The organism is Vagococcus allomyrinae (assembly GCF_017829975.1).
GTDB classification, from domain to species: domain Bacteria; phylum Bacillota; class Bacilli; order Lactobacillales; family Vagococcaceae; genus Vagococcus_D; species Vagococcus_D allomyrinae.
The window spans coordinates 428,846-452,342 of record NZ_JAEEGA010000001.1 but is presented as its reverse complement, the minus strand read 5'-3'; the positions used below and the strand labels follow the sequence as shown (position 1 = coordinate 452,342).

Annotated in this window: 25 protein-coding genes; 5 read left to right on the top strand and 20 right to left on the bottom strand. The window is 41.0% G+C overall.

Annotated elements, in window-relative coordinates; all coding sequences use genetic code 11:
- Positions 1 to 130 precede the first annotated feature (130 nt).
- The 9 genes from I6N95_RS01995 to I6N95_RS01955 form a co-directional block, all read right to left on the bottom strand.
- Entirely contained in the window at positions 131 to 523 is a 393-nt protein-coding gene (locus I6N95_RS01995; protein ID WP_209524660.1) for an OsmC family protein, read from the bottom strand.
- Positions 516 to 1,427 (bottom strand): ABC transporter ATP-binding protein, encoded by a 912-nt coding sequence (locus I6N95_RS01990; protein ID WP_209524659.1) that lies wholly within the window; start codon positions 1,425 to 1,427, stop codon positions 516 to 518. Before I6N95_RS01990 ends, I6N95_RS01995 begins: the two co-directional genes overlap by 8 nt.
- On the bottom strand, positions 1,420 to 2,316 hold the full coding sequence (locus I6N95_RS01985) for an ABC transporter ATP-binding protein (RefSeq protein ID WP_209524658.1): 897 nt from the start codon (positions 2,314 to 2,316) through the stop codon (positions 1,420 to 1,422). The genes I6N95_RS01990 and I6N95_RS01985 overlap by 8 nt, the downstream gene beginning before the upstream one ends.
- 2 nt (positions 2,317 to 2,318) lie before the next feature.
- Positions 2,319 to 3,149, bottom strand: coding sequence for an ABC transporter permease (locus tag I6N95_RS01980; protein WP_209524657.1), 831 nt, complete (start codon positions 3,147 to 3,149; stop codon positions 2,319 to 2,321).
- Positions 3,146 to 4,105, bottom strand: coding sequence for an ABC transporter permease (locus I6N95_RS01975; RefSeq protein WP_209524656.1), 960 nt, complete (start codon positions 4,103 to 4,105; stop codon positions 3,146 to 3,148). The genes I6N95_RS01980 and I6N95_RS01975 overlap by 4 nt, the downstream gene beginning before the upstream one ends.
- Positions 4,106 to 4,269: 164 nt before the next feature.
- Positions 4,270 to 5,838 (bottom strand): ABC transporter substrate-binding protein, encoded by a 1,569-nt coding sequence (locus I6N95_RS01970; protein ID WP_209524655.1) that lies wholly within the window; start codon positions 5,836 to 5,838, stop codon positions 4,270 to 4,272.
- Positions 5,839 to 6,178: 340 nt separating this feature from the next.
- A complete protein-coding gene (locus I6N95_RS01965) occupies positions 6,179 to 6,871 on the bottom strand; it encodes an ABC transporter ATP-binding protein (RefSeq protein WP_209524654.1) in 693 nt (230 codons plus the stop codon).
- A 4-nt stretch (positions 6,872 to 6,875) separates the two neighbouring features.
- Positions 6,876 to 7,955 (bottom strand): ABC transporter permease, encoded by a 1,080-nt coding sequence (locus I6N95_RS01960; protein WP_209524653.1) that lies wholly within the window; start codon positions 7,953 to 7,955, stop codon positions 6,876 to 6,878.
- A 154-nt stretch (positions 7,956 to 8,109) separates the two neighbouring features.
- Positions 8,110 to 8,706, bottom strand: coding sequence for a TetR/AcrR family transcriptional regulator (locus I6N95_RS01955; RefSeq protein WP_209524652.1), 597 nt, complete (start codon positions 8,704 to 8,706; stop codon positions 8,110 to 8,112).
- 220 nt (positions 8,707 to 8,926) lie between these two features.
- On the opposite strand from I6N95_RS01955, the gene dhaS reads away from it, so the two are divergent.
- Positions 8,927 to 9,487: a dihydroxyacetone kinase transcriptional activator DhaS gene (gene dhaS, locus I6N95_RS01950; protein WP_209524651.1), complete on the top strand. Its 561-nt coding sequence runs from the start codon at positions 8,927 to 8,929 to the stop codon at positions 9,485 to 9,487.
- Positions 9,488 to 9,506: 19 nt separating this feature from the next.
- Positions 9,507 to 10,007 carry a DUF6398 domain-containing protein gene (locus I6N95_RS01945; RefSeq protein WP_209524650.1) on the top strand — a complete coding sequence of 167 codons (501 nt, stop codon included), beginning with the start codon at positions 9,507 to 9,509 and terminating at the stop codon, positions 10,005 to 10,007.
- A 47-nt stretch (positions 10,008 to 10,054) separates the two neighbouring features.
- Here the strand turns inward: I6N95_RS01945 and I6N95_RS01940 are convergent, their stop codons facing one another.
- The 5 genes from I6N95_RS01940 to dhaK all read right to left on the bottom strand — a co-directional run bounded on the left by I6N95_RS01940 (position 10,055) and on the right by dhaK (position 14,448).
- Complete coding sequence (locus I6N95_RS01940) at positions 10,055 to 11,044, bottom strand: dihydroxyacetone kinase subunit DhaK (protein ID WP_209524649.1); 990 nt, start codon at positions 11,042 to 11,044, stop codon at positions 10,055 to 10,057.
- Positions 11,045 to 11,308: 264 nt separating this feature from the next.
- On the bottom strand, positions 11,309 to 12,445 hold the full coding sequence (locus I6N95_RS01935) for a glycerol dehydrogenase (protein ID WP_209524648.1): 1,137 nt from the start codon (positions 12,443 to 12,445) through the stop codon (positions 11,309 to 11,311).
- 37 nt (positions 12,446 to 12,482) lie between these two features.
- Positions 12,483 to 12,854 carry a dihydroxyacetone kinase phosphoryl donor subunit DhaM gene (dhaM, locus tag I6N95_RS01930; protein WP_209524647.1) on the bottom strand — a complete coding sequence of 124 codons (372 nt, stop codon included), beginning with the start codon at positions 12,852 to 12,854 and terminating at the stop codon, positions 12,483 to 12,485.
- Complete coding sequence (gene dhaL, locus I6N95_RS01925) at positions 12,851 to 13,432, bottom strand: dihydroxyacetone kinase subunit DhaL (RefSeq protein WP_209524646.1); 582 nt, start codon at positions 13,430 to 13,432, stop codon at positions 12,851 to 12,853. Before dhaL ends, dhaM begins: the two co-directional genes overlap by 4 nt.
- A gap of 26 nt (positions 13,433 to 13,458) precedes the next feature.
- Complete coding sequence (gene dhaK, locus I6N95_RS01920) at positions 13,459 to 14,448, bottom strand: dihydroxyacetone kinase subunit DhaK (protein ID WP_209524645.1); 990 nt, start codon at positions 14,446 to 14,448, stop codon at positions 13,459 to 13,461.
- A gap of 237 nt (positions 14,449 to 14,685) precedes the next feature.
- Between dhaK and I6N95_RS01915 the strand changes: the two genes are divergently transcribed.
- Positions 14,686 to 15,267, top strand: coding sequence for a TMEM175 family protein (locus I6N95_RS01915; RefSeq protein WP_209524644.1), 582 nt, complete (start codon positions 14,686 to 14,688; stop codon positions 15,265 to 15,267).
- A 107-nt stretch (positions 15,268 to 15,374) separates the two neighbouring features.
- On the opposite strand, the gene I6N95_RS01910 is transcribed toward I6N95_RS01915, so the two are convergent.
- The 3 genes from I6N95_RS01910 to I6N95_RS01900 form a co-directional block, all read right to left on the bottom strand.
- Positions 15,375 to 15,635 carry a hypothetical protein gene (locus I6N95_RS01910; RefSeq protein ID WP_209524643.1) on the bottom strand — a complete coding sequence of 87 codons (261 nt, stop codon included), beginning with the start codon at positions 15,633 to 15,635 and terminating at the stop codon, positions 15,375 to 15,377.
- Between the two features lie 77 nt (positions 15,636 to 15,712).
- Positions 15,713 to 16,171, bottom strand: coding sequence for an MBL fold metallo-hydrolase (locus I6N95_RS01905; RefSeq protein ID WP_209524642.1), 459 nt, complete (start codon positions 16,169 to 16,171; stop codon positions 15,713 to 15,715).
- Positions 16,172 to 16,295: 124 nt separating this feature from the next.
- A complete protein-coding gene (locus tag I6N95_RS01900; protein WP_209524641.1) occupies positions 16,296 to 18,053 on the bottom strand; it encodes a flavocytochrome c in 1,758 nt (585 codons plus the stop codon).
- A 296-nt stretch (positions 18,054 to 18,349) separates the two neighbouring features.
- Between I6N95_RS01900 and I6N95_RS01895 the strand changes: the two genes are divergently transcribed.
- Positions 18,350 to 19,963, top strand: a complete 1,614-nt coding sequence (locus I6N95_RS01895) for a sensor histidine kinase (protein ID WP_209524640.1) — start codon at positions 18,350 to 18,352, stop codon at positions 19,961 to 19,963.
- On the top strand, positions 19,960 to 20,694 hold the full coding sequence (locus I6N95_RS01890) for a response regulator transcription factor (protein WP_209524639.1): 735 nt from the start codon (positions 19,960 to 19,962) through the stop codon (positions 20,692 to 20,694). The genes I6N95_RS01895 and I6N95_RS01890 overlap by 4 nt, the downstream gene beginning before the upstream one ends.
- Before the next feature lie 209 nt (positions 20,695 to 20,903).
- On the opposite strand, the gene ndk is transcribed toward I6N95_RS01890, so the two are convergent.
- From ndk to I6N95_RS01875, 3 genes are all read right to left on the bottom strand, one after another.
- A complete protein-coding gene (gene ndk / locus I6N95_RS01885) occupies positions 20,904 to 21,302 on the bottom strand; it encodes a nucleoside-diphosphate kinase (protein WP_209524638.1) in 399 nt (132 codons plus the stop codon).
- Between the two features lie 273 nt (positions 21,303 to 21,575).
- The gene (locus I6N95_RS01880; protein ID WP_209524637.1) at positions 21,576 to 22,676 is read right to left on the bottom strand and encodes a DUF4097 family beta strand repeat-containing protein; all 1,101 of its coding nucleotides are present in this window, start codon (positions 22,674 to 22,676) and stop codon (positions 21,576 to 21,578) included.
- A complete protein-coding gene (locus I6N95_RS01875; protein ID WP_347340524.1) occupies positions 22,663 to 23,418 on the bottom strand; it encodes a helix-turn-helix transcriptional regulator in 756 nt (251 codons plus the stop codon). Before I6N95_RS01875 ends, I6N95_RS01880 begins: the two co-directional genes overlap by 14 nt.
- Positions 23,419 to 23,497 lie beyond the last annotated feature (79 nt).

The following is a 23,497-nucleotide window of genomic DNA, read 5'->3' as shown; positions in this document are numbered from 1 at the left end:
ATTATAACCATCATTTTGTCATTAACAACTCGAAAGCCAAACTTTAACACGCCCTCTTCGCTAAGATTTGTCTAGCGGTCCACAGGTAAATCGCAAAAAAAGAGACCAATCTCTTTGGTCTCTCCTTTGCTTAAATAAAATTAACTGTTTCAATCACTTCAATTGCGGGATCAAGGGATTGCATCACAGGACAATTTTTCGCGATTAACTTGATCCCACGAGTGGCACGATCTTGTAATTCAGGTGCTACCTTCACATCAAAGACCATTTCAATTTTTTTGACTGGTTCACTTTGACGCTCAGCATCTCGGGTATACTCAATCAAAACTTTTTCAAAAGTAAACGGGATTTTGGAATTGGTTAAAATAGATTGGTACACATAAGCACCACAGGCGCCAACAGCGGCCACTAGGCTTTGAACAGGTGAATAACCGTAGTCTTTTAACAGCACCCAGTTACCTGCCTCTAAGGGCAGTTCCATGCCCTTTTCTCCTTGGATTAATTCGATTTGATTTTTACTCATTGATTGTTCTCTCCTTCGCTACAAAATGATCTGTTGCTACTTCCACCCAATCTAAATCCTTTGAGGTATCAATTGGCTCAAGTGCCGTGACACTCTCGGTCTCATAAGCTTGACGCGCTTTGACTGGATCAGCGATTGGAATGGCAGCTAATAAACGCTTCGTATAAGCGTGTTGGGGGTTACTAAAAATCGCCTCAGTTGGTCCCAATTCCACCAGTTTTCCCAGATACATCACGGCTATTCGATCTGAAATATAGCGTACCATTGATAAATCATGAGAAATAAACAAATAGGTGAGAGACCATTCTTTTTGCAGATCCATCAGCAAATTAATAATTTGCGCTTGAATCGACACATCCAAGGCTGAAATCGGTTCGTCACAGAGGATAAACTCAGGATTGACTGCCACCGCTCGCGCAATCCCAATCCGTTGGCGCTGCCCGCCACTAAACTCCCGTGGATATTTCTGAATCGCCGCTCCTGTTAAACCAACTTGAGCTAACATCGCCTCTGCTTTCTCACGAGCCTCATCCTTGCTATACAATAAACTTAAAGGTTCAAGAACCTGTTCCAAAGCAGTCATTCGTGGATTTAAGGAAGAATAAGGATCCTGAAAAATAATTTGCATGCGCCGGTGGATCTCTTTTCGTTCAGTTTTTGATAGGCCGCCAATGGACTGATTATCAAAATAAATTTGCCCCTCGTCCACTTCCTCCAACTGTAAAATACTGCGACCTAACGTCGTTTTGCCACTACCGGATTCACCAACCAATCCTAGGGTTTCCCCTTTTCGAATCGTCAAGGAAACATCATCAATCGCTTTAACAATCGTTTCAGTTTGGCCAAAGGCATTTTTTACAGGAAAATATTTTTTGACATTCTCCACTCTTACTAAATCAGTCATTGGTTGCTCCTTTCCGCAATACTCGGTGAGTCGCTGTCAGATTAACCATCTGTCCTTTGGCAACCTCTTTCTGATCGGAATGATGATTGCCCAGTGAGTAAAGTCGCTCACCTTTGTCTCCGGTTGGAATAGCTTTTAACAATTCCTTTGTATAAGTGTGCTGAGGATTGTAAAAAATCTCATCCGTCGTTCCTTCTTCGACAATTTCACCATCGTACATCACTTTGATGCTCTGGCACATCCCTGCCACAATCCCAAAATCGTGGGTAACAAGGATCACTGAAAGATCTTCTTCTTTTTGTAAGTGACGAATCAAACTTAATATTTGCGCTTGAATCGTCACGTCTAATGCCGTCGTTGGCTCATCAGCAATCAACAGCTTAGGCTTGGCTAAAAGCGCCATAGCAATCATGATCCGTTGACGCATTCCACCAGACAATTCATGGGGATACTGCGTCAGCCTTTTTTCTGGTAATAAAATACCGACCTTATCCAACTCCGCAATGGCTGCCGCTTCTGCCACCTTTTTTGAGACTTTTCCCTGACGTTGAACGACTTCAACCAAATGATAACCAATCGTCCGCAACGGGTTTAATGCCGTCATCGGGTCCTGAAAAATCATCGCAGCAGGTAAACGATCTTGCTTACCAACCTGACGCGGGACACCATCAAAAAGAAACTCATCATAAGTTAAAACAGCATTCTCAGGTAGAATATTCATGATGCCTTTCATGGAAATACTTTTTCCACTACCTGACTCTCCGACAATCCCAACAATTTCTCCCTTGGGAATCCTGAGATCAATGCCGTGAATGATCTCTTGAGTCGGCTCATCTTTTTTCTCAAAGCTAACAGTTAAATTGTCTATCGTTAATAGTGTATTTGTCATCATTATCCCTCCACCAGCGTCACATCACGCAAGAAATTACCCAAACTATTAAAAGAATAAACCGTTAAGATAATAAATAATCCCGGTAAAATGGCCATATAAGGGGCTTGTTGTAAACTACTTTGTGCATTTTGCAATAAACTTCCCCAAGAAGCAACGGGTGGTTGAATGCCAATCCCTAAGAAACTTAATGCTGATTCTGTCATAATCGCACCAGAAATACTTCCTGTTGCCGCAACAATCAAAGTCGAAAGAACGGCTGGAAAAATGTGCCGTCGAATAATTTTGCTGTGTTTTTCACCGATAAACTGAGCATAAACCACATACTCTCGTTCTTTTGCCGACAAAGTCTCAGCACGAATCAAACGCGCAATATTCATCCATGAAAAACAACCTATGACAAAAATAATGGTGACCAATCCCGGTTTTAACAGAACGCTTAAGACAATCACCAAGACTAACCAAGGAATCGAAGATAAAATATCCACAAAACGCATCAGCACATTATCAACCCAACCACCAAAGTAGCCAGATATCAACCCCACTAACGTGCCAATAATCGTCGAAGCCAGCATCGCCAACACCCCGACCATTAATGAGATTCTGCCACCATAAACCACACGAATAAAATAGTCACGACCAATTTCATCGGTTCCAAAAATATGTTGCAAACTAGGACCAGCTGACATGTTAGCCACATCTGTTTGATTCGGGTCAATCGGAATCAATGGCGCAAATAAAGCCAATAAGATTAACAAGCTAAGAAAGATGATCGCAATCCAATAACGAGGTTGGCGCCGCAAAACTTTCCGCCATTTTTCACTTACCTTCATTTGGCACCTCCTTGTCTAATCCGCGGATCAACGATCGTATACAACACATCCGACAGTAGATTACCTAAAATCACCAACGTCGCTGAAAGCAACATCACTGCCATAATAACCGGATAATCCAAACTCTTTGTCGCAGACATCAGGAAAGGGCCAATTCCAGGCCAGCCAAAGATGCTTTCAGTAATGATGGCCCCTGTCACCAGCATTGGCAATGCCAAGCCAATTTGCGTCACCACTGGCAACAAGACATTCTTGCTGACATGTCTAAAGAAAATTTCTTTTTTGGTAGCACCAAAAGACTTCTGAACCGTCACATAATCTTCAGATAATTGCAGTAACGTCGAGGAACGAACATAACGCGCCAAATCTGGGAAAAAGGCCACTACCAACACCAAATATGGCATGATAAAATGTTGCAGAAAATCAATAAATGAGCCTTCTTGTCCCACAGTATGCATGCCGATAATCGGCAACAGGTCAAAGCGATAACCTAATAAATAGATCAAAATCATCGCAAACCAAAACGTCGGCATTGAAATCCCCACTGAACAAATACCGTCGATTAAACGGTCTAAAAATTTCCCTTTGTTAGCGCCAGCCACTAACCCTAGAACAATCGCAATTGCTAAAGCCGTGAGATAGGCCGGTAAAATCAATTTAATCGTATTGGGAATTCGTGTGGCAAGTTCACTACCAATACTTGCCTGACTGACTAACGAATGACCAAAATCCCCACTGATAATTTGTTTTAACCACAAGACATACTGCACCAAAAATGGTTGATCCAAGCCATAACGAGCTCGCATAATATCAATGGTTTCTTGAGACATATTCGGCGTTGTAACCGCATCAATTGCGTCATAAGGCGCCAAATGAATCATTGAAAAGACAATAAACGATACAACAAGCAACAATGGAATGACTTGCAGCATTCGTTTTAAAATATACTTAGCCAAGTTTACACATCCTTTATAAAAAACTAAATAGCGATCCCATTGATGTCTATGACTCTCAATGGATCCCTTATTTCAACTAAAAAGCTCCACAAGTTGCTGTATTCTGAGCAGACACGAAGTCTGGAACTCAGCGCTTTACGGCCCACTTGTGAAGCTTTTCAGCTTTATTTAATTGTTAGTTTAGATAAATCTTCAAATGTATAAATTGGCACTAAACCAACCTCTTCTACATTGCCAATCGCTTTATTAACCGCTAAGATTTTACGGTTATCCACAATCGGATAGAATGTCGCATCATCTGCAATCTGTTGTTGTAACTCTACATAAATAGCTTTACGTTTCGCTCCATCCAACTCGACTGCCCCATCATTAAACAACTTATCCGCGGCATCACTCTTATATTGGAAATAATTGGCTGATCCATCTGAGGCAAACAGAGCTGAATACAAATCAGGATCATTTCCCATAATATAGCCACCCATAAAGAGATCGTACTTCGTTGAACCTGGTTTTTTCAATTCTGCAAAGATCGCTGCACCGTCACCACCAGCTAATTCAACAGTAATACCGGCTTTCTGTAATTGTTGTTGAATCAACGTCGCTTGAATCGTTTGAACAGGGTCTTCAGATGAAAATGCCAAGTTCAATTTAAGGGAATCAACCCCAGCTTCTTTTAATAAACTTTTTGATTTTTCCGCATCAGTTGCATATTTTTCCACATCATCCGTGGCAAATGGGTTAGCCGGCGGTAAAATAGAGTAGACATTTTCATAGTACTTATCAGATAAGTAACCAGCCTTATTTAACTCATCTTTATCCAAGGCGTATAGCACCGCTTGACGAACCTTGGCATCCTTCAGAGCCTCAGAGCTGTTGTTTAAGCCCATATACCCAACCCGGTTTTCACTGTATTCATAGGTATCTAAATCTGCTTTTTCCAATTCCTTAATGTCATTTGGTAGTACAAAAGACGCATCGACTTCCCCTTTTTGTAAGGCCAACTTCGTCGTATCAGCATTGCCAATAATTCGCAAGGTCACCTTAGGAACCGTTGGTTTGCCACCATAATAAGAATCATTCGCTTCAAACTGTAGATATTCGCCACGTTTATAATTAACTAATTTATAAGGGCCAGTTCCAACTGGATCTGCTGTTAGTTCATTGCCAGCAAAATCCGCTTCATCTTTGAAGACATGTTCTGGCATAATATACGTTTCGGTTGCGATATTGTTAATCGCAGCAGCACTCACTGAAGGTAAATTAAATTTAACCGTTGTCTCATCAACTTTTTCAACGGCAATTGGTTGATCGCCAACCCACAAACTATCTGAATTGCCATTTTCTTTTTTAACTTTTTGTTCATAAGTGAAGACCACATCATCTGCTGTAAAAGCTTCACCATCAGACCATTTAACATCTTCTTTTAATTTAACTGTTAAAGACTTGCCATCAGCCGCAGGTTCAAGACTTTCAGCTAATTCCATTTTCTGGCTGCCGTCTCCTTCAATTCGCACAAGAGGTGAGTAAATCATATTCGTTGCTGTTAGCCCCCAGCGATCGCCTACTGTAACTGGATTAAGGGATGTTGGATCACCATTAATCGCATAAGTAAAGGTATCCTTGTCTTTCTTTTCCTTTGTTGTTGCCGTCTTGTCTGTATCAGAACCTGTTCCACAGCTCGCTAAAACCAAACCAGCTACGGCTAATGCTCCGAAAAACCATTTTTTTTCCATCAAATCTCTCCTTTTTGAGATGATTAATTGATTTAAAGGATCTTTTAATCATTTATTTAATAATGGCTTTCAGTATAGCCAATAATATAGCCATTCGTCAATTAAATTCACCTATTTTTGGTGATTAATTGTAAGTAATTTTTTTTACAACGGAGCTTCTTAAACAAAAAGACGCTAACGGTTACGTTTTTGTTCAGTCATTGCTCTCCAAAACCACAAAACCGTTAACCTCTCCATCTTATCTTCACAAAGACAGAGAAAGTTAACGGTTATACTCGTAAATTTTGCCATGACAGAGAATCTCTGACGAAAAAATGGCGATCTTCCTTAATTTTTATTTCTAAGCCTCTTTTGTTGGTGGCTTAACCTCTTTCATTTGACCGTCACGAATCTTAATCACTCGGTCACAATAACTTAGCAGGCGCTCATCATGAGTCACCATAACAATCCCTTTATTTTTGGCCTTAGCTTCATTGGCCAGCAATTCCACCACTTCAAAGGCTCTTTCAGAATCTAAACTAGCTGTTGGCTCATCTGCCAAGATAACTGCTGGATCATGATACAAGGCGCAAGCAATGGCGACTCGCTGACGCTCACCACCAGACAAATCCCGAGGGTACTTATTCCGTAAGTCATAGATGCCCAAGGTTTTCATTAACTCTTCTCGTTTACTTGGATTCTTTTTGCTCTTATCCACTTTTTCAATCAATTTAAATTGATCGATCACTTTTAAAAAAGGAACTAGGTTGGAGCTCTGTAAAATAAACCCGATTTTCTTAAAACGTAAATCCAGTAATTCTTTTTTACTGAGATTCATCAGATTCTTTTGAGCGATGGAGACCTCTCCGGTCGTCGGTTTCTGCAAACCAGCAGCGATGGTTAAAAAAGTGCTTTTTCCAGAGCCGGAAGGGCCAATCACAGCCACAAATTCTCCTTCATTAATGGCGATTGTTGAATCATTTAATGCCGTGACTTCCGTATGGCCACTGCCAAATTTTTTCTGCACATTGACTAATTCTAATACTTTTGACATCTGTCTAACCTCCTATGGCAACTAATGGGTCAATTTTCGCTACCGTACGGATGGAGAAGGCTCCACCTAAGATAGCCGCAACTATCAATAACCCACTGAAGATAGCAATTCTCGGGTAATTGGTTGCATATGGCATTGAGTCTGGTAAAAACAGCACCGTCACAACCGTCAACGCTAGACCGATGCCAACACCAATTACAGCTAAGACCGTTGTTTGTAATAAAACAGACTTAGCTAAATAACTCGTCGGCACGCCTTGAACTTTTAAAACGCCAAACATGGCCGTCTTTTGCAAGGTCATCACAAAAATAAAGATTCCCAAAATAAAAGCTGAGATAACGATTAAAAAGTAAATCATGCCATCTAAGGTTAAGTTCTGCGCACTATAACCAGGTAATTTTTGAATGAAGTCTTCTATCTTAATGACTTGGCTGTCCTGATCGCTAGTTGTTATCTTTTGACCATCCTTTGACTTGACAACAAAGCCATTGACCAGTTCACTGGAAGCTGGGTTGTCGCCATACTTAATAGCACGCCATGTATCAAGATTGGCGTAGATCACCGGCACGATATTAAAACTGCTTTCTTTTGTCCAACCGACTAACTCCAAGTCCTCAGCGTATTTGCCAGCTGTTAACTTATCCCCAAGCTCGTAACCCTGATTTTTTAAAGCTTCAGAGGCGACTACCTGATTTTTTTCCAAATCAGCCGCTCCTTCGATCACCTTTGGCATTAAAAAGCCTGACGTCTCAATCCCAAAAAGGCTCACATTAGTCAAATCCGCTTTACTTTGATCTTTTTGACGAATGGCCAAAGACAATTGCCCAATCGGTTCAACCTGATCTCCCTCGATTGAAGCCAAAACCGATTCATTTAAGGTGGAGGCATTCAAATTACTATTAGCTTCCTCTGCCAAAACGATCCCATCTGCTTGCCACTGATCGACTGCCAAACGATTTCCTTGAGCCAAGCCATTGGCTAGTCCCGACAAGATAAAAATCAACCACGCGACTAAAGCCATTACCAAAATAACCAATACATATTTACCTTTAGAATATTTAATTTCATTAATTCCTAAAAACATCCGCACTCACATCTTTCATTTTTGAATACATCCAATATATCATTTATCAAATGATAAGTGAAGCGTTTTGTTTATCAATTGATAAATGGAAATAAACACTCCTAATTTATCATTAGAGTGCTGAGAAAAAAAAGCCTTGCCTCGCGGCAAAGCTTTAACTAATGATTCCATGGAGCATAAAGTCGACAAACAAGCGGATATCTTCATGGCGAGAGGTTTTTTGATAAGTTTGTTGAATGCTGAGCATCGAACTCACATTGTATAACACAAAACGAGCAGCATCCTCTACTGTGACCCCTTCACGCAAAGCCTTTTGATTGCTTTCTTGGTTAAATACAGCGGCAAAATTATCGCTATAAGTTCCTTTAAAAATCTGATAAAGCTGGCCGTGAGACTCAGGCTCCATTTCAACAAACATATCATTTAACATTAAAAATAAATTAGTCGGATGTTTATCAATCAACAACACAATCATCTTAAATAGTTTCTGATCCAATACTAAGTCACTTTTGACAATCACCGTTAAATCATCTCGGACATTATCCGTTAATTGCGTGATTACTGCTAGATACAAGTCTTTCTTATTCTTAAAGTGATGATAGAGATTTGGTTGGGTAATCTGAACACGTTCAGCAATTTCTCGAGTTGAGGTATGCTTAAATCCTTTACTCATAAACAGCTCTGACGCCACAGCGAGGATCGCCTGACGGGTCTTTTCCAATTCTAACTTACGACTATTCACCTTTCCCATCAGACAACACTCCTTCCATAAATAGCGGTCTAACATAACAACAGGTGGGTCATTCAGTCTTATTCTAGCACAGAACTGCTCTTAATTGGCAAAAAAAGTCTGCTTTTTTGACTAGCGTCGTTTTTTCCTAGAAGGTTTCTCTTTTGATTTTTCACCAATAATTAAAAACTTCGTGGTATAATTGAGACAGACAAAGGGTCGCTTTTAAGGAGGAAAACAGATGCAAGAATCACTGATCACCAAAAAAGTCATCGCTTACTCCTTAAAAAAATTAATGGAAGACGTTCCTTTTCAAAAGATAACCATTAGACAAATTATGGAACAAGCTGAAATTCGCCGCCAAACATTTTACGACCATTTTCAAGACAAATATGAATTATTGGCATGGATCTATCGCCAAGACATCAGTGAAAATATTAGCGACTTTCTAGACTACGAAGAATGGCATAAAGTCATCTTTCGAATATTGGATTATTTTTATCATCAACAAGTCTTTTATTGTAATGCCCTTCAGGTGTCAGAACAAAATTCTTTTGATCATTATTTTCTAGAACACACTCAAGGTCTGTTGAAAACCATCATCAAGGACGTCGCAGTTAAACAGACTTTTCCAGTCCCTGTTAAAAATCTTGATTTTAGTGCGGAACTCTTGAGTCACGCCTTTGTAGGAGTGACCAAAGAATGGCTAATGAACGGCTGTCAACAACCTGTTAAGGATTTGGCAAAAGACACCGCCCAGGTCCTTGAAAAAGCTATTAGCGGCATTATTACCACCACATAAACATAGAACGGAGAATATGATGGCTATTCCTAAAAAGATGAAGGCAAAGTATCGCGCCATTGCCCCACTTATCAGCAGTTTCTCACAACAGTATTTAAACGATGAATACGAAGAATTAGCCCTAAAGTTATTGGAGGCACTTTGTCGCAAGCGCCCCTCGCCTATCGAGCGAGGCAAAGAAACGATTTGGGCCGCCAGTATCATATACGCAATTGGCTCTGTTAACTTCTTGTTTGACAAAACTCAGACTCCCCATGTCAAATCAAGTGAGATTTCAACTCACTTCGGAGCTGCTGGCAACACCATCAGCAGTAAAAGCAACAGTATCATGAAGATGATTCCTCATCTCAACCAATTTGATTGGCACTGGAAATTACCCAGCCAACTATTAAACAATAGTCATATTTGGTTCGTTCAAGTTAACGGCTATGTTCATGATATTCGCAACCTGCCACGGGAGGTACAAGAGCAAGCTTATCAACAAAAGATCATTCCATTCATTCCAGCCGATCAGAGCTGAACCAAAAAACAACGCTATCGGCGTTGTTTTTTGCGGTTCTATTCCTTTTACCAGCCATAAGCATCGGTGGGTAACATCAGATAGTTCAGCCACTGCTCGTCCTTTAACTCCAAAAAAGTTAAGGACACACCAGCCATGTTTAGGGACGTCATAAAATTTCCCGTCTTTTTAAAACGGACTTGAATCCCCTCTAATTCCAACAAGCGCCGTACATCATTGGTAAAGATAGCCAACTCCATATAAGGTGTGCTACCTAAGCCATTAACTAAAATCGCCAACTGGCTGCCTCCCTTAAGAGTATATTGACTTTTTAATTTATTCACGAGCTCATTGGCTAATTTTTCAGAAGACTCCAATGGTTCTTCCCGATAGCCGGCCTCGCCATGAATGCCAATGCCAAATGAAATTTCACTTTCCGCTAATTGAAATTGACACTTATCCGTCCCTGGCAACGTGCCAGGAGCTAAGGCTACTCCTAAAGTGTTTAAAGATGAGACCACATCCTCAGCAAGTTGGGCTAACTCAGCTAATCCATGCCCTTTAGCCGCTGCCCCAGCCACTATTTTATGGACAAAAACCGTTCCAGCCACACCACGACGCCGCTTTTTAAAATTGACTTTTTCAATGGAGCAATCATCGTTAACAATCACATGCTTCACTAAATGCCCCTTAGCAATAGCACTTGCTTCAGCTGCTAAAAAATGACTCACATCTGCTTCAAAATTTTTAATAACTAAAAAAACACCTGCCCCTTGATCCGCTAACTCAATTGCCATTAAAATTTCTTCAAGCGTTGGTGGGGTAAAGATCGGCCCGTTAATGCTGGCAGCCAGAAAATTATCTCCGATGTATCCAGAATGCGCAGGTTCATGTCCTGTTCCCCCGCCACTGATCACTGCCACTTGATTTGAGACTCGATGACGCCGAAGCAAAATGCCTGTTTTCGGCACCCGTTCCAAGATCTCCTCATGGGCAAATGCGACTCCCGATAATAATTGGGTCACCACATCTTTTGATTTATTCATAATTTTTTTCATCATCTACACCTCTAATATCAATCTGTCGCCTTTAAATACAGGCTGCTGAACAACTCACCTTAGGAAATCAGCGATCTTCTATAATAAACGGTTGCCCTAATCATAGGGATAACAACAGATAATGTTCTACTTATCAGTTTACCATACTAAGGGATAAATTAGAGGACAAAATACAGCAAGAGACCTGGTATCGTTCCCAAGGTCTCTTATTGTTAGTAGCGACTCTCACTTCCTGACAGCTACTCATTATCAAGCATTACACTATTATCTAACAAACTGCTTGCGGTACTCACTGCCTATTTTGTCCGCAGCAATAATGGCTGAAGCAACGGCTTCCACCTCAATTGGAAAAGGCATTGAATGAATGGATTCTTCAGGAATACAGGCCTTTTCAGCCACTTCCAAAGCCTCTTCAAAACTAATACTTTCAACCCCAATATCGGCCAGACAGACTGGTAACCCAATCGATAATGAAAAGTCTAATACCTCATATAGCTCTTCCGTAGCGGCATTTTCCAAAACTAATTGGCAAATTGTGCTGAACGCCACTTTTTCACCATGAAAATAGTGATGGGTCCCCGCCAAAACAGTTAAACCATCATGGATCGCGTGGATGGCCGCTAACCCACTACTTTCAAACCCCAGTCCAGATAACAAGATATTGGCTTCAACAATATTCTCTAAAGCGGGGGTTACCAGATTATTATCGCAAGCAAGTTTAGCTTGATACCCATCTTCTAATAACGTCTCATAGCAAACTTGAGCCATGGTATAAGCAGCAATCGTGTGTTTAGCAGGTTTTGTTTCCTTCGTCAAGTAACCACAAGGTAAACCTGCATTGACGTTTGCATAAGAATTAGCTGTTGCGCGGGCTTCAAATAAAGTGGATAAAGCGTCTCCCATCCCCGCTACTAAAAACCGCGTTGGCGCATTTGCAATAATTTTGGTGTCAACTAAAACCACACTCGGACTTTGTTTAAAATAAGCATAATCGTCAAACTCACCTTCTGGGGTATACAAAACAGCTGAATGACTCGTTGGAGCATCGGTCGCAGCAATCGTTGGCACGATGATCAGAGCTTCCCCTTCAGCCACACACTTAGATGTATCAATCGCTTTACCACCGCCAAGCCCAACCACACAATCGGTGGCATTGGCTTTTGCCAATGCTTGCAAGCGCGCCACTTCTTGTCGAGAACACTCTCCATTAAAACTACTTGACACAATCGTCACACCAAATTTTTCAGCCGTTTCGTCCAATTGTGTCTGAACCCGCTTAATATCGTCTTGATGAGCAATTAATAAGGCCGATTCGCCAAATGTTTTAATAAAATACCCTAAATTCACTAATTCATCTTCACCTTGAACGTACTTAGTTGGACTGATAAATGCTTTTCTCATTTCTTATTACCTCCGAGTTTTTAGTTATTGAGTTTCTTTATTTAATTTTTAAGGGGGCCAATTGTTCTTCTATCGCTGTTAAATCAGCTCCCGCTTGAATTAACGCCGCTGCTGTATAACCGCCTTCAATCAGCGCCACATCGTACAAATGAACCTCTTTATCGGTAAATTCCATGACCATTTCCAAATTCATTTTGGCACTGCCCAGATCGTAAAACGCCATTAACCGATCAGCTTTATTTTCATCAAAAGCCAACTGAATTTTAGCAAAACTCGTACCGATTTCGTTGTCATCTGTGCCACCGGCATAGGTAATGGCGACATCTTTTGCCACTTCCTTCAGCAACTTAACAACACCTGCTGCAATGTCCGGCACATGAGAGACGATCACCACACCCAATTCACTCATGAGTTCACCCCAGCTTCCAACATGGTTTCAAACAGGTAACGACTAGAGACAGTTCCCGGATCTAAGTGACCGATTGAACGTTCACCGAGATAAGACGCCCGTCCTTTTGTCGCAATCTTATCCTTGGTCTGTTCACTAATGTCGACGAGCACATCCGCTGTTAACTGGTCATTTTCAAGAGCCCCAATCACTCCTGCCCACATATCTACCATGGTTTTTTCACCGACTTCTGCTTTACCACGCTTTTGAATGCCTGCCAGTCCAGCGTTTAAAATAGTCACTAATTCCTCTGAACTCATGGCTGCTTTGGCCATACTAATAAATGCTGAACCATATAAGGGACCAGAAGCACCGCCTACCTTACTTACTAAAGTCATGCCCGCTAACTTAAAGACCTCTACCACTGTTTCAGGATTTTTTTCCTTTAACGCTACCATCATTTCAGTGGTTCCTCTGGCCATATTCATCCCATGATCACCATCACCAATGGCGCTGTCTAGCTCACTTAGATAGGCCTTTTCCTCATTTATTTTGGTGGTAAACAAGGCCAACCATTCTTTTACTTTTGCCACATCCATCTACTTACACCCTTTCCTTTTAACTCTTACCAGGCAATCGTACTAACGGAATGGTTCAAATACCCTAACCATTCTGGCTCGTTCAATTTAACCATCGTCAAAGATAAACCCGCCATATCGATAGCAGTCATATAATCGCCAACTTTTTTAAACGTCATCTTTAAGTCATCGGCTGCTAATAGCGCTTTTACATCATTCATGAAAATGTATTGCTCCATCAGAGGGGTGCTACCTAAGCCATTGACCAACAAACCAAATTCATCACCTGCTTGCCACTCAAACGCTTCCTTCAACTTACTGACAATTTCCTTTGCTAACTCTTTCGAAGACATAATTTTTTCTTTGCGATACCCTGGTTCACCGTGAATCCCTACCCCAAATTCCAATTCATCTTCCCCTAAGGTAAAACCAGGATGTCCAACTTCTGGCGCCGTTGCGCCACTTAAAGCCACCCCTAACGTTTTAATATTGGGAACGATCCCATCCGCCAACGCTTTAATCTCACTTAAACTAGCACCTTGATCAGCCGCTGCCCCTAGTATCTTGTGAACTAGGACCGTTCCAGCTACGCCTCGTTTACCTGCCGTATAGGTGCTGTCCTCAACTGCAATATCATCATCCACAATAATCGTCGCCACTTGGATATCTTCCATCTCTGCCAATTCCTGAGCCATTTCAAAATTCATCACATCACCAGAATAATTTTTAATAATCAATAACACACCAGCTCCTTGGTCTGCTACCTGAATAGCTTCCAACACTTGATCTGGTGTTGGCGAGGTAAAGACTGGGCCGCAAACCGCTGCAGACAGCATGCCTTTGCCAACAAACCCAGCATGAGCAGGTTCATGACCGCTACCACCACCTGATACTAGCCCCACTTTGTTCTTCTGAAGTGCCTGACTGACAATCACACCGCTTCCATTTAAGCGCTTTACAATATTTCCATGAGTAAAAACTAAACCCGCTAACATTTCATCTACAACAGCCTCTGGTTGATTGATAATTTTTTTCAACATGATCACTTCCTTTTTTTTATCTGAACTCATCTTACAATGAAAAGGGTTTCTATTGAACGGACAAAAAAACGAATTTGTCCAGAAGAACGATTAAAAACCTTTGCCTCTGAGTTTACCTAAGCTCACATCTCCGTCACAATTTAGGTGGTCAGTTCTCTACGCTTTATTTAAATAGCAAAATAGCTTATGATTTAGCTATAAAAAATGCTTGACTCATCAGAAAGAAGGACAGATATGTCAAAAACTCGAGTGGAAGCTTTTACCGATGCGGTAATTGCGATCGTCATGACCTTAATGGTTCTTGAATTGAAGATTCCAGTGACGGACAGCTGGAATGGCTTACTCAGCCAAAGTCACAAACTGATCATCTATTTAATCAGTTTTATCAACTTAGCTATTTATTGGAATAATCACCATCATATGTTTCAACTAGCAAAGACCGTTAACGGCTCTGTATTATGGCTTAACAACTGGTTTATCTTCAGCATTTCCCTCTTTCCATTTGCCACTTCATGGCTCAGTGAATTCCCTTTGAGTCAGGCACCAGAACTAACTTACGGTTTAATTGTTTTCCTGGCTAATTTAGCCTATCTCTTCTTGGCAAAAGGCTTGATCAAAAACAATGGAACAGATTCACTGATTGCCAAGCGCCTCAAGGATAATCGGAAGCCCAAAATCTCTGTCAGCTTAAACCTAGTGGCCCTCCTATTGGGATACTTAATCGCACCAATTATCGTCTTGATCGTCAATATCGTCATTCTAATCATGTGGGTTGTCCCTGAAAAAAAAGTGGAACAACATTACCAACACCTCTAAAAAGCATGTTACGCTCTTGCGTAACATGCTTTTCTAACTTTATAGGAAAGTATAAAACTTTCTCTATATCGTAGTTTGGATCCAGCAGAACGAGGCGTTCAGCTTTTCTAATTAACCTTTTTCTTTAGCCAGAGTCCCGCTTTCCCTAATCGATAAATCTCTAAGTTAAAAGGACCATATCGAGGCTGCTCCGCTGGCGTAATCCGCTGCTCCAGACGAGCCCGACAAAGCTCTCTCATATCGATTAACGTCTCATAAGAAATTAAGGGATCATGTTGCTCCTCTTCAACTCTTTGATAAGGGCGATGCCCACCAACAAACCGGTAGTCAGCATAGGGACGTAATTTTTCTAAGAGCCCCTCGATCATCAGCAAATAGTCTGATAAGCTACCACTACTAGGTAACCACAGCCATGTGTTGGCATAAAATGCGTCACCAACAAAGATCAGTTTTTCCGCGTGGTAGACAAATAAACTTGAGCCTGGAGAATGCCTGGGGCTTCCATCACTTCGATGGCACACCTCGAGCTCAGGGCAAACTGATCCCCTTCGCTAAAAGGTTGATAATTGGCCACGGCATATCTTTTGGGCCAGGCTTTAAAGACAATGGTTGCGAACCACGCTTCTTTTTTTAGTTTGGACCAAATCTTTAAATCCTTCGCCGGTACGTAAACAGTCTCAAATTCATCTGCATGATACAGATGATCACAGTGCATATGGGTTACCAAAAGCACCAACGGTTTATCAGTCCTCTCCTCTAATAAGGGGCGAATAGCTGAGGGCTCCATGCCAGTATCGATCACATAAGCTTGCGACTCCCCTTCGATTAAGTAAAAAACATGATGTCGACGACTAGTAAAACTTGTAACATTGGGGCTTATTTCGTCGATAAAATAGTTAGTCAAGGCGATTCACCTCCCAGTTTTCTACCTCATTGTAACATAAGTTAAAAATAGTTGTTAAATCATCACTCATGAGTGACAACTTAACAACTACAAGGGGACTAAATGATGTATTCGCTATAAATCGCTATTTTCCACCAACTTCTTGACCAGCAATTCGACCAAATACGATAATATCTGTAATGGCATTACCGCCTAAACGATTGCTACCATGAATCACACCTGTTAATTCACCTGCTGCATAAAGACCGGAAATCACTGTACCATCTTCTTTTAAAACTTCGGTCTTTTCATTGATTATCAACCCACCCATTGTATGATGAACAGAAGGTGCGGCTTTTTCAATGTAGTAAGGTCCTTTTTCCAGTGATACCAAGCCACCTCGATGATTAAACTCCTTGTCTTCACCGTCTTTGGCATACTGGTTCACTTTTTCTACAGTTGCTTTCAACTGCTTAACATCGATATCAAAAAAGTCGGCAGCTTCTTCTAAAGTATCTGCTTTGACGATCAGCTTTTGTTTTACCAACTCATCATACTCGCCTTCATGTGCTTCCATCGTTTTCGAAATATCGTTAATATCGTCGTTCCACAGCTGATAAGTATACCCACCCGTCTGTTTTAAAATAGCATTTGAGATCACATCTCGTCGCTCCAATTCTTCCACAAAACGCAGCCCCTCTTGATTGATTAAAATTGCACCATCAAAGCGAGTATCTGCAAGCAGTGAGATTACGCCAGTTTCAATATTACAAACTGGATAAGTTTGAATACTTTCCATATTCGTTAAACCCGCACCGATTTTTTCAGCCATCACGATCCCATCGCCCGTTGAACCTTCTGTGACAGTCGACATATAACTTTCGTCCATTTTAGAGTTATACTTTTTACGCATCTCAACATTAGAGCCAAAACCACCTGTGGTTAACACGACACCATCCTTGGCCATATAAGAAATCGACTGATCCTCTCTGTTAGTCGCTTTAATCCCTGTTACTTTTCCCTCTTTGTCTTGGATTAAGTCCGTGGCTGTTGTGTTTAGTTTAATTGGAATTTTCAACTCTTCGGCTTTTTTACGGAATTTTTTAATGACCTCTGCACCAGTATGTCCTTCTGGAATCAGCGCCCGTTTATAAGAATGCCCACCGAATTGAAACAATTGATCTTCGATAAAACTTACTTTAATGTCATCTCTTAACCATTCGGCTGCTTCTAAGGCCTTGTCAGTCATCACTTTCACCATCTCGGGATCCCCAACATTGTCCCCACCTTTAAGCGTGTCTGCCGCCATAATTTCTGGCGAATCACCTTTAATCCCTAATTTTTTCTGAACCCAATTATTCGGCACGTTCATTTCCGCACCAGAAATCAATGTATTGCCACCAACAGCAGGCATTTTTTCGATTAATATCACTGATTTCCCGGCCTCTTTAGCTTCAATCGCTGCACTGAAACCAGCACCACCTGATCCTACTACTACCACGTCATAGCTCTGTTCAGCTTCTTCTTTTGGCTCTTTTTTGTTCTTTTTCGATGATGCCACAAGAGTTATACCAGATTTCTTAATGGCATCTTTTACGGCCGCAATATATCCGTCACTAGTTGCCGTTGATCCAGTTACTACATCGACTTCTGGAGAATTTGTTTCTACAATGGTCTCTTGTAACTCATCATAAACAGGTTCGGCCAAGACTTCATTTTCAGAGTGTTTAACGACTTTAATCCCATCAATCTGCTTGTCCTTAACTGTCACTTCTACTTTAATATCACCGTGCTTACCATCGCCTGTTCCTTCAAACGTTCCACTTCCAATGGCGTCATTAGCTTGACACCCCGCCAATACTAGCAGCCCTAACAATAGCCCTAAACGATAAATTTTTTTCATTATTTTTCCTCCTTGATAACTTTCACATCATTCACTCTGGTAAGATGCTCTAAATGAACAAGTTCTAAAACTTATTATTAGATTCCCTTAATCATCAAAATTAATTGAGAAAGCCAGACCAATTAATGTTATACTATTGATGTTCTAACATGCTCACTAGTGATCATGTTAACAGATCAACGACTACTTCAGATTATAGGAGAAGATGAACCGTCCGTCTTTAGACAAAACCGTCTCAATGTGCACTTTTCAGTCTATCTATCACGCAAGAAAAAATCATAAAAGGATCCGTCACTATGACTTCACTTAAAAGAAAATTACTCCTTAGTACCAGTCTGCTTTTTTTACTGCTTTTTATCGGCTTGTTTTTTGCCATTAATCGGGAAATAACTCTAACGGCATTACCTTTAAACAAGCAGGCTACCCAACAACTGGTTTCCAGTAAAAGCAAACAAATTAACGATTGGTTCAGCGAGCGAATTAGTGAAATCGCGACTCTCGCAGAATTTTCCAGTCGGCACAACCTGACAACAGCTGATTTGTTTACAGAAACTAAAGCTGTTGAGGAACGTCAACAAAACATCTACGAATCAATTCGTTTGGTGAACTCTAAAGGAGTGTCCAAATCTTGGATAGCTCCCAGTTTTTCAATTCAAGACAGGCTTTACTATCAGCGGCTGATTGCCAGTGATTTTCCCTATACAGTCAGCAACGCCTTGCATTCTAAAGAAGGAACTCACGACATTGTGATCGTTCTGTACCGCCTGCCTGTCCCAACAAGTGAAGACATTCAATATATCGCCGCCGCAATTAATGTTGACAAGATGGAACAAATGGCAGAAGAACTCACCATTTACGATGGTGTTGGTGAGCTGGTTAATCAACCGGCCAACTCCCAATCCAAACTGACTTCAGAAAAACCCATTGAAAAATGGATAACGTTTAATGGTCATATTGAACTCCTACCTGAATGGAAAATAACCTACACAGTCAGTCAACGAGAATTATTGCAAACAGGCTTGCGAATTCGTAGCATCACCATTGGTCTGGCTGCTATCTTATTCTTGGTATTTATTATCTTGCTCTTATTTCTCTTAAGAGCTTTCGTCAAACCCATTGAAAACCTCAACCAAACCATGACTGCCGTCCAAGCTGGCAATCAACTAGTGCGAGCTACCATTACATCAGCAGATGAAATTGGCCAATTAGGGCGGCAGTTCAATAAGATGCTCGATCAAGTATACGCGACACAGCAAGAAAATATCAAAGGACAAATTAGACTGCTACAAGAACAAGTTAAACCACATTTTTTATATAACACACTGGACACTATTCAATGGTTATCAGCTGAAGGCGATCGCCAAGGAGTGGAAAACGTCATTCAATCCCTTAGCGATTACTTTAGAGTCGGCTTAAATAATGGCTCGGAAATGACAACACTTGAAAAAGAATTGCAACATGTGTCTAGCTACCTGACTATTCAAGAGATACGTTATGAAAAACAAATTGCTTATTCATACGATCTAGATGAAGGATTACTTAATGCTATCGTTCCCCATTTTTTATTGCAGCCTTTAGTTGAGAATGCCCTTTATCACGGCATTCGCCCTCTTTCGACTAAAGGTCAACAATTAATAATTAAAGTAAACAGAGACGAAAAAAATATCCGACTAAGAATTAGCAACACAGGCCTCATGCCCTCAATTGAAAAGTTAAAAGCCATACAAGACTTTTTAGCAAGTGATTTAACTCATCGAAAAACAGTTGGCTTCGGTATTTACAGCATCGCTTATCGATTGCGGTTAACCTACCAAGAAAAAGCCACCATCATGGCTGCAATCCAAAATGAGCATTTTATAGTCACGATCGAACTACCTCTGGAATACAAACTGAAAGGAACCTACTTATGACATTAATAATCATTGATGACGAACCGATCATTAGAAGAGGGCTAGCCAGAATGGTCACACACGTCGAGAATCACTTTGCCGATGTTTTACAAGCTGAAACCGCCCATGAAGCTTTGGCCCTTATTGACAAACAGGACAGAATCACAGCAGTTTTTGCCGATATTAACTTACCTGACATGAACGGCCTCGATTTAGTAGCGGCTATTAAAAAGCGTTGTCCAGAAACCTTAATTGTCATGATCAGTGGTTATGATGATTTCTCATATGCCCGTCAAGCCATACATCTCGGGGTCTTTGATTATCTTTTAAAACCCGTGGCACAATCAGACATGAAAGACTTAGTAGACCGACTTACTTATGAGCTAGTTAACGCTTCGGGAAAGACTAAGAAAAAATACTCCACTAACGAACTCTGCAATCGGGCTGCTGATTATTTGACTCACCATCATGCCAAAAAGTATCTGTCATTGTCAATGGTAGCCACTGCTCTTTTTGTTGATCCCTCTTATTTGAGCAAACAAATGAAACAACATTTAGGTAAGTCCTTTAATGATTATTTAGTCACTTTAAGAATCGCTAAAGCCAAAGAACTGTTGCAGCAAGAATTTCACTACTCTGTACAAGAAATTGGGGAAAAGATCGGTTACCCTAGTCAACATTACTTTAGTCGTGTCTTTAAACAACATACGGGCTTAAGTCCTAGTCAATATCGCCAACAAGAGAGAGATTAAGCGAAGGAAACCTTCGTCACCTCTTGCATCAAACCCAAAAAGCTTCTCGCTGATAAAGGCGAAAAGCTTTTCTGAGTTTATAGAAAAATAAAAAACCTTCTCTCTATCGTAGTTTGGATCCCACTTCACAAGGCAACGAAGTAAAGCAATAACGGCAACGGCAGCGCCTCGTTCAGCTTTTCTAAATTGATAAAAAGAGCAAAGTTCTTCTAACCAAAGAAGCGCTGAATTTCAAGCTCGGCCGCCTTTGGCGAGTCTGAAGCATGAACAATATTTTGATAGCTGGTGGCACCATAGTCGCCACGAATCGTTCCAGGCTCGGCTTCTAGTGGATTGGTCACCCCGATCATCTTGCGAACCGTCTTAATCACGTCAGTGCCACTTAATACTAAATACACAACATCTGAAGACGTCATGTAGTCGATCATATCCTCAAAAAAATCGCGCCCCTTTACATGAGCGTAGTGTGCTTCTGCCAACTCACGAGGCATCCTCCCCACTTTTAATTGACTAAGCTTTAGCTGCTTTCGTTCAAACCGCTGAATAATCTCACCCACTAATTTTCGCTCCACACCATCTGGTTTAATCATAACCAACGTTTGTTCCATCCTCACACTTCCTTTCATTCCATCTCACGTCATTGAAAACGTTTTACCTAAGGGTATCATTGTTCCTCATCACTGTCTAGTCCGTTAACAACAAAAAAGAGCCATTAAAGTTGTCCACTATCGCTAAACCAGCCCCTAAGATCAGATCTATTGCCGTAATTGAGCTCCCCTTTTTTGGCAACTTTGCTGTCACCATTTTTCATGGAATTGACTGAGAATGGTAAAAACAGGATGGATTTAAGTCCACCCTGTTGCCATTTCTCCAGGACCGCTTTACTTATTGACATTAATATCAGCATTAGTCGTCTGTAAGGCTAAATCCAATTTCGTTCCTGATAACTTGTAATCAACTGTCTTACCATCTAAATAACCTTTATCACTGGCAATCACTAAAAGCTCGCTGCCTTTTGTGCGGATTCTTCCTCGTTTAGTATTGGCATTGATTTTATAAGGCAGCTCCTCCTTGTAAGGCAATAATACGTCGATGTTTCCATTAGTGGTTTGACCATCAATAACGTATTGACAATCCTCGAGCTGAATCGCTAGATTCGTTATATCTAACCAAATATTAGCATTTTTCGTTCGGACTTTCGTGGTTATAATTTGATTGCAGTCCGACATTACCGAGGCATTGGTGGTAAATAACTCAGCATAATTGGCTTTGACATTTCTAACATCAATTTCAGCATTAGTCGTACCTAACTCAATTTTAGTCGCCGCAACTTCGTTCACGTCAATGTTACCATTCTTTGTAGAAGCCACAATCACATCACTTTGAATGCCCTGAAGCCTCAGTCGAGCATTTTTAGTTGTCACATTCAGCTCTGTTGACGCCACACCCGTCAATGAAATTTCAGCATTACTGTTTTCCACATGCAGCCGTTTGATCAAATTTTCTGGTACACTCACATCCAACCCCATGTAACTAACGGCATGGGAATTGTAGTTCAAGGCATAACTACCATTCTGCTCTTCAAAGCGAATTTTCGGATCACCATTACGAATAGGTTTATAACGTCCTTCAATTTGAATGGTCCCCTGTTGATGAGTTCGCAGCGAAATCTTGCTATTTTTCCCTACTAATTTAAGCATCCTAATTACATCAGCATCGACATCGGCAGTGGCTGAAAAAACCTGATGGCTTCCTCCCATAAAATCAATCGGCGACTCCGGTATCGATAACTTAATCGGCTCACGTTCACGGCGGGGACGCCGCTCATCAGCTTCAACTGGTTCAGTTGGCTTTGGTTGCTTCACCTGTTGGGCGTTTAACTCAGCTCCGATCAATTCCAATAGCTCCAATGCCTCACTCTGAGTGATCGTTCCTTCTTGCAACATACTCAGGACTTTTAACTTCTGTTCATTTGCATCCATCTAAATCCTCCTCTAATAAGACTAATTGATGACGCTGACTTTCAGTAAAAAACGTCACAAAATTTTCCAATTGACTGAATCCTATGCCCCCCTGCTGAGCACAATCAATAATCAGTTGTTTCTGGCTCTGGTTCAAAAACGGCAATAATTCTTCCAAAAAATCGAAGTAGTGATTAGCTAACGTTAACTCCAAGGCTTTTGTTCTAACTGTTTTTGTCATCATCGGAATCAATAGTTCCAACGCCAAATAGCGCTCAGTCCTCAATAATTCCACGACAACTAGTTCTTTTTGTTTACTCGATAAATAATAGTAGAACTCCTCAACTAAATGATCAGAACCAGGAATCCCCAAAACTGCTGAAACAATTTTCTCTTTTTGAGTCTCCGTTAACAACAGAAAAAAATCGAAACGAATCACGATCTCTTTAATGTCAGTAACGGCGTCTAATTCTGATAACACGTTCTTAATCAGCTGATCGCTCACAAAAGAATGAGGCAGCTCGTTCAGCAATTGAAGAGAACTATTAGGCGTTTCTGTTAGCGACTCTTCCCATAAAGTCGAGATTGACACGTCGAACAGCTGAGCCAATTGGGGGACCAAGGAAATATCTGGCAATGACTCCCCACGTTCCCACTTTGAAACAGCTTGAGGAGTGACGTACAAGGCACCTGCCATCTCCAGCTGAGTTAACCCCATGTTCTTGCGCAAAACTTTAAGATTTTGACTAATATACGATGTCACTGTCACTCCTCCCTGTCTTTCTTTAAGCTATCTAAATCATAACAGCTCTTTTTGGTCGATACAATCAACTACTGGTTGA

Bases quoted from the DNA above. Each gene is read 5' to 3' on its own strand.
- I6N95_RS01935 (WP_209524648.1), bottom strand. From the start codon at position 12,445: ATGAGAAAAGCATTTATCAGTCCAACTAAGTACGTTCAAGGTGAAGAT.
- I6N95_RS01970 (WP_209524655.1), bottom strand. From the start codon at position 5,838: ATGGAAAAAAAATGGTTTTTCGGAGCATTAGCCGTAGCTGGTTTGGTT.
- I6N95_RS01880 (WP_209524637.1), bottom strand. From the start codon at position 22,676: ATGGATGCAAATGAACAGAAGTTAAAAGTCCTGAGTATGTTGCAAGAA.
- dhaM (WP_209524647.1), bottom strand. From the start codon at position 12,854: ATGAGTGAATTGGGTGTGGTGATCGTCTCTCATGTGCCGGACATTGCA.
- I6N95_RS01965 (WP_209524654.1), bottom strand. From the start codon at position 6,871: ATGTCAAAAGTATTAGAATTAGTCAATGTGCAGAAAAAATTTGGCAGT.
- I6N95_RS01890 (WP_209524639.1), top strand. From the start codon at position 19,960: ATGACATTAATAATCATTGATGACGAACCGATCATTAGAAGAGGGCTA.
- I6N95_RS01960 (WP_209524653.1), bottom strand. From the start codon at position 7,955: ATGTTTTTAGGAATTAATGAAATTAAATATTCTAAAGGTAAATATGTA.
- ndk (WP_209524638.1), bottom strand. From the start codon at position 21,302: ATGGAACAAACGTTGGTTATGATTAAACCAGATGGTGTGGAGCGAAAA.
- I6N95_RS01910 (WP_209524643.1), bottom strand. From the start codon at position 15,635: ATGATCGAGGGGCTCTTAGAAAAATTACGTCCCTATGCTGACTACCGG.
- I6N95_RS01900 (WP_209524641.1), bottom strand. From the start codon at position 18,053: ATGAAAAAAATTTATCGTTTAGGGCTATTGTTAGGGCTGCTAGTATTG.
- I6N95_RS01940 (WP_209524649.1), bottom strand. From the start codon at position 11,044: ATGAAAAAAATTATGAATAAATCAAAAGATGTGGTGACCCAATTATTA.
- I6N95_RS01915 (WP_209524644.1), top strand. From the start codon at position 14,686: ATGTCAAAAACTCGAGTGGAAGCTTTTACCGATGCGGTAATTGCGATC.
- I6N95_RS01990 (WP_209524659.1), bottom strand. From the start codon at position 1,427: ATGACTGATTTAGTAAGAGTGGAGAATGTCAAAAAATATTTTCCTGTA.
- dhaS (WP_209524651.1), top strand. From the start codon at position 8,927: ATGCAAGAATCACTGATCACCAAAAAAGTCATCGCTTACTCCTTAAAA.
- I6N95_RS01955 (WP_209524652.1), bottom strand. From the start codon at position 8,706: ATGGGAAAGGTGAATAGTCGTAAGTTAGAATTGGAAAAGACCCGTCAG.
- I6N95_RS01945 (WP_209524650.1), top strand. From the start codon at position 9,507: ATGGCTATTCCTAAAAAGATGAAGGCAAAGTATCGCGCCATTGCCCCA.
- I6N95_RS01995 (WP_209524660.1), bottom strand. From the start codon at position 523: ATGAGTAAAAATCAAATCGAATTAATCCAAGGAGAAAAGGGCATGGAA.
- dhaL (WP_209524646.1), bottom strand. From the start codon at position 13,432: ATGGATGTGGCAAAAGTAAAAGAATGGTTGGCCTTGTTTACCACCAAA.
- I6N95_RS01895 (WP_209524640.1), top strand. From the start codon at position 18,350: ATGACTTCACTTAAAAGAAAATTACTCCTTAGTACCAGTCTGCTTTTT.
- I6N95_RS01980 (WP_209524657.1), bottom strand. From the start codon at position 3,149: ATGAAGGTAAGTGAAAAATGGCGGAAAGTTTTGCGGCGCCAACCTCGT.
- I6N95_RS01985 (WP_209524658.1), bottom strand. From the start codon at position 2,316: ATGACAAATACACTATTAACGATAGACAATTTAACTGTTAGCTTTGAG.